The 4,781-nt window shown below is 33.5% G+C and carries 3 protein-coding genes; 2 read left to right on the forward strand and 1 reads right to left on the reverse strand.

The genetic code is table 11. From position 1 onward, the window contains the following. Window positions 1-10: 10 nt before the first annotated feature. Complete coding sequence (locus QZZ53_RS16870) at window positions 11-889, reverse strand: permease-like cell division protein FtsX (protein WP_296386886.1); 879 nt, start codon at window positions 887-889, stop codon at window positions 11-13. Window positions 890-1,122: 233 nt separating this feature from the next. On the opposite strand from QZZ53_RS16870, the gene QZZ53_RS16875 reads away from it, so the two are divergent. Further along, entirely contained in the window at window positions 1,123-4,152 is a 3,030-nt protein-coding gene (locus tag QZZ53_RS16875; RefSeq protein ID WP_296386888.1) for a class I tRNA ligase family protein, read from the forward strand. A gap of 4 nt (window positions 4,153-4,156) precedes the next feature. Continuing rightward, window positions 4,157-4,519, forward strand: coding sequence for a hypothetical protein (locus QZZ53_RS16880; protein ID WP_296386890.1), 363 nt, complete (start codon window positions 4,157-4,159; stop codon window positions 4,517-4,519). The last annotated feature ends 262 nt before the right edge of the window (window positions 4,520-4,781 follow it).

Below are 4,781 nucleotides of genomic sequence, written 5' to 3' on the forward strand. Positions count from 1 at the left end.
GAATTAGCCTCTAATAATACAATTGATCCGTCTTCAAATTTAAGAAACGTTGTGTAGCAATAAAAGTACTAATCCAAGTAATAACAATTCCTAAAAGGAAAATTCCAACGAATAAAGCGACAATTAAAACTGTGTTTCTTAATAATTCTAATTCTGGGAACGTAATATCTAAGTAGTATAACACTACAGCCATACCAGCTAAAGCGACAAGTGCACCAATGATTCCTAATTGTACACTTTTCCAAACAAAAGGTCTGCGAATAAAGGTTTTTGTAGCGCCTACCATTTGCATGGTTTTAATAATAAAACGCTTAGAATAAACAGCAAGACGAATAGAGCTATTAATTAGTAAAACTGCAATTAACGTAAATAAACCACTGATAATTAAAACCCAAAATGTAATTTTTTTCACATTATCGTTCATTAATTCAACGAGGTCATTGTCGTAACGAATCTCTTCTATAAAAGCTTTGTTAGAGAGGCTTTCTGTAATTTCTGCTAGCTGTTCTGTGGTAACGTAATCTGCTTTTAGATGAACGTCAATTGAATTTTTTAACGGATTGTAACCTACAAAATCCATAAAGTCTTCACCAGTTTCGGCTTTCATAAAGTCTGCGGCTTCTTCTTTAGAAACGTAAAGCGCTTCTTTGGTGTACTCTGCCATAGCTAAACTTTTTTTAAGCTGATTGACTTCAACTTCTTTAGCAGTGTCATTAATATAAATGGTCATTACCACTTGTTCTTTAAAGTGATCTGCAACTTTTTTAGAGTTAATGACTAATAAACCTAAACAACCTAAAAGAAATAAAACCAAAGCAATACTTATCACTACCGAGATGTAAGACGATATTAGTTTACGCTTTTGGTACTTGTCAAAAGATGATGCCATGGATTAATAGGAATTAGTGCTGTAAAAATAATAAAGAATACGAATTAAAACTTCAAAAGATGTAAGTCTTTTGATTTCATTTAAATTGTCTTTCCCGTGAAAACGGGAATCTCTTAAATTTCATATCAAATTTTAATTAGCACACGGTTTTTCACATTTATATAATTACAACGTTTAGTTTTTTATTGTGTTGTAATACCTTTAAATTTGTGCCTTATTTTAAGGAAAATACAATGAGGTACGATTTCAATAAGATCGAGAAGAACTGGCAAGATTACTGGGCAAAAAACGAAACGTTTAAAGCATCTAATACAAGCGACAAACCAAAATACTATGTTTTGGATATGTTCCCTTATCCTTCAGGTGCAGGTTTACATGTTGGTCATCCATTAGGATATATTGCGAGTGATATTTATGCACGCTATAAACGCCATAAAGGTTTTAACGTTTTGCATCCTCAAGGTTATGATAGTTTTGGATTACCTGCAGAGCAGTATGCGATACAAACAGGTCAGCATCCTGCGATTACTACAGAAACAAATATTGCAACATACAGAAGGCAATTAGACCAGATAGGATTTTCTTTCGATTGGAGTAGAGAAGTACGTACGTCTAATCCTGAATATTACAAGTGGACACAATGGATTTTCATTCAGTTATTTGAATCTTGGTATAACAATAATTCAAACAAAGCTGAAGCTATAGATACTTTAATAACAAAGTTTACTTCTGAAGGAAACACAACTGTAAATGCAGCATGTGATGAAAACATTGAGCCATTTACTGCTGAAGATTGGAATGGCTATTCATCAGAAAAACAACAAGAACTACTTTTAAAATACAGATTAACCTATTTAGCTGAAACGGAAGTGAACTGGTGTCCTGCATTAGGAACCGTTTTAGCAAATGACGAAATTGTTAATGGAGTTTCTGAACGTGGAGGTCATCCAGTAGTTCGTAAAAAAATGACACAATGGAGCATGCGAATTTCTGCTTATGCAGAGCGTTTACTTCAAGGATTAGATACTATTGATTGGACAGATTCATTAAAAGAAAGTCAGCGTAATTGGATTGGAAAATCCGTTGGTGCATCTGTTTCTTTTAACGTCATTGCGAGCGAAGCGCAGCAATCTGCCAATTCTGAAAAGCAGATCATAGATGTCTTTACAACACGACCTGATACCATTTACGGAGTGTCATTTATGACACTAGCTCCAGAGCACGAACTCGTTTCGCAAATTACAACAGCAGATCAAAAAGCTGACGTTGAAGCCTACATAGAAAAAACCGCCAAACGAAGTGAACGCGATCGTATGGCAGATGTAAAAACCATATCTGGTGTATTTACAGGAGCTTATGCAGAGCATCCGTTTTCTAAGGAGCCTATTCCAATCTGGATTGGTGATTATGTTTTAGCAAGCTACGGAACAGGAGCAGTAATGGCTGTACCATGTGGTGACCAACGTGATTATGATTTTGCAAAATATTTTAACATTGAGATTCCAAACATATTTGAAGACATTGATATTTCTGAAGAAGCATACGGTTCTAAAGACAATGTAAAAATTGCTAATAGTGATTTTCTTAACGGCATGAACTATAAAAAAGCAACCAAACGTGCTATATACGAATTAGAACAAATAGAACAAGGAGAAGGCAAAACCAATTACAGACTACGTGATGCTGTATTTTCTAGACAGCGATATTGGGGAGAACCATTCCCAGTGTATTATGTGAATGGCATGCCGCAAATGATAGACAAAGCACATTTGCCTATTGTGTTGCCAGAAGTAGAAAAGTATTTACCAACCGAAGAAGGTGAGCCACCTTTAGGACGTGCAGATGTTTGGGCTTGGTGTACAGAATTTAATTCTGTAGTTAGTAATGACAAAATAAATAATACAACAATTCATCCTTTAGAGTTAAACACCATGCCAGGTTGGGCAGGCAGTTCTTGGTATTTTTTCCGTTACATGGAAGACGCAGCCAATAGAGGTGAAACCTTTGCAAGTGAAGACGCATTAAAGTATTGGGAAAATGTAGATTTATATATTGGTGGTAGTGAACATGCTACAGGTCATTTGTTATACTCACGTTTTTGGGTAAAACTACTAAAAGACAGAGGTTTTGTAAATGTTGAAGAGCCTTTTAAAAAGTTAATTAACCAAGGAATGATTCTTGGGACTAGTGCTTTTGTTTTCAAATTAAATCTAATGTGGCAAGACACTACATTTCATAGAGGAAGTGAAGATTACCTTAAAGATTTAGCTCAAAAATTACCAACGATTTTGTGTTCAACAGATGTTTATCAGAAATATTTCAGTGATGGGTTGTCTTTGTTTGAATTGAATGAAAAACATGATTTACCTGAACTAGATACATTTTTAAATAATGTTGATACTAATCAAGTTGATATACATAAATTGTCTTTTGGAGAAACTATGATTCATACAGATGTATCATTAATCAATTCGTCAAATGAACTTGATATTGAAGGTTTTAAGAATTGGAGAAAGGGATATAAAGATGTAAGTTGGATTTTTGAAGATGATAAAACTTATAAAGTTTTTAGAGATGTAGAAAAAATGTCCAAATCTAAATACAATGTGGTTAATCCAGATAACATTGTTGCAGATTACGGAGCTGACAGTCTAAGACTTTACGAAATGTTCCTTGGGCCATTAGAACAATACAAACCATGGAATACAGCTGGTATAACAGGTGTGCATAATTTCCTTAAGAAAATGTGGAAATTGTATGTTGGCGAAAATGGCTTAAATGTAAACGGAGCAGAACCAACAAAAGACAACTTAAAAACATTACATAAAACCATAAAGAAAGTCCAAGAAGATATTGAGAATTTCTCTTTTAATACTTCTGTCTCTACGTTTATGATTGCTGTAAATGAGTTAACGCAACAAAAATGTACGAGTAAAGAAATTCTTCAGCCTTTATTGGTTTTAATTTCACCTTACGCACCACATATTGCAGAAGAATTATGGGAGCGATTAGGAAATAGCGAGTCAATATCAACGACACCTTTCCCAACATTTGATGCTAGTCATTTAGTGGAGAGTAGCAAGAATTATCCAATTTCATTTAATGGTAAGATGCGCTTTACTATAGAATTACCAATGGATATGAGTAAAGACGATATAGAAGCTGCAGTTTTGGCTAACGAAAAAACAATAGCACAATTAGATGGACGTACTCCTAAAAAAGTGATTGTGGTTCCTGGTAAGATTGTGAATATTGTAGGATAATATTATGTGGTTACTAAAGCTAAAAAGAAATGATAAAATTGGTTTATTTTTCTTTGTGGCTTTTGTTTTGAGTTCATCTTTACTTTGGTTGTTTGAAGAACGTTTTAATAAAGAACAATGGAGAAGCCAGCCTGCTACACGTTATAAAATGGTAGATGATATTATTGAGTCACAATTGCTAATCGATAAAACAAAAGATGAGGTTATTGTGATTCTAGGTAAGCCTAATTCAACCTCAACAACCGAAAAAGATGTTTTTGCCTATAGGTTAGGAGAACAGCCAAGCTTTTTTAAATCTGGGAGAGAACAATTACTTGTGATTTTTGTAAATCAGAAGGTTAATGAAGTGACTTTGGCTCTAGAATGATTTAGTCTAAGACTTCTCGATACAATTTTCATGCTTCAAAATCACTTGAAGTGATATATCAATGTATATTTCTTTAGTTTGAGTGAAATGCTTTCTTAAGCATTTTGTATCGAGAACCTGACAAAATTTCTTAACTAATATTTGGCGTATTTTTTGCAATACATTTATTAAATTTACAATACAATACAATACAATACAATACAATACAATACAATACAATACAATACAATACAATACAATACAATACAATACAATACAATAC

Source organism: Winogradskyella sp. (assembly GCF_016744625.1).
In the GTDB taxonomy this organism is placed as follows: Bacteria; Bacteroidota; Bacteroidia; order Flavobacteriales; family Flavobacteriaceae; genus Winogradskyella.

What these genes read in the sequence shown, in the direction of transcription:
- QZZ53_RS16870 (WP_296386886.1), bottom strand. Translation starts at nt 889, where the DNA reads ATGGCATCATCTTTTGACAAGTACCAAAAGCGTAAACTAATATCGTCT.
- QZZ53_RS16875 (WP_296386888.1), top strand. Translation starts at nt 1,123, where the DNA reads ATGAGGTACGATTTCAATAAGATCGAGAAGAACTGGCAAGATTACTGG.
- QZZ53_RS16880 (WP_296386890.1), top strand. Translation starts at nt 4,157, where the DNA reads ATGTGGTTACTAAAGCTAAAAAGAAATGATAAAATTGGTTTATTTTTC.